This window comes from Streptomyces sp. SID14478 (assembly GCF_010548525.1).
Classification (GTDB): Bacteria; Actinomycetota; Actinomycetes; order Streptomycetales; family Streptomycetaceae; genus Streptomyces.
The window spans coordinates 1-662 of sequence record NZ_JAAGMG010001299.1 but is presented as its reverse complement, the minus strand read 5'-3'; the positions used below and the strand labels follow the sequence as shown (position 1 = coordinate 662).

At 76.0% G+C, this 662-nt stretch carries 1 protein-coding gene; it reads right to left on the bottom strand.

Annotated features, from left to right (window positions below; genetic code table 11):
- Positions 1 to 626 (bottom strand): hypothetical protein (locus G3I40_RS41305; RefSeq protein WP_164559938.1); only part of this gene is annotated, 626 nt, incomplete at its 3' end.
- Positions 627 to 662 lie beyond the last annotated feature (36 nt).

Genomic DNA, 662 nt, shown 5'->3' with positions numbered 1-662 from the left:
ACGACGTCGAGCTCGGCGTGGACGGCGTCCCGCCAGCCCGACCACGCGATGTTCTCCACGTCGCGCTGGACGCGGGCGACCTCGCGCAGCCGGTCGGCCGGCTCACCGGGGGTGAGGCCCGCGGGCAGTGCGAGGCCGGTGCGGGTGAGGACGGCGAGCAGGCCGCGCATGCGGGCCCGCGCGTCGGCGTCCGTGTCGGGCTTGGCCAGTACGTCGAGGGACTGCATGTCGAGCACCGGGTCGAGACCGAGGCGGGCGGCGAAGGTGCGCATGGCCTCGTCCTCGCCGACCGGCGTGCCGTTCGCCAGCCATACGTAGCCGACCGGGCGGCGGAATCCGGAGGCGAGCGTGAAGCCGCTGCGGTCGGCGTCCCACCACAGGGCGAGCACCGGCCAGGGCGCGCCGACGGCGAGTGCTCCGGCCCAGCCGCCGAGGACCCGGTCGACGGGTTCGCCGCCGTCGTCCGCCGCGGCCAGCCAGGGCTTGCCCTCGGGCACGAGGGCGCTCCACTCGGGTCCGGCCGGGACGAGCAGCATCCGCTCGCGCAGCAGTTGGGCGGCGGGGCCGACGGTGGCGGGGTCGGCGCGGCAGAGCAGGAGCGCACCGGCGGGTTCGGGTGACGGCATGGCCCCACGCTAGGTCAATTTGCCCTAGGAGGACCA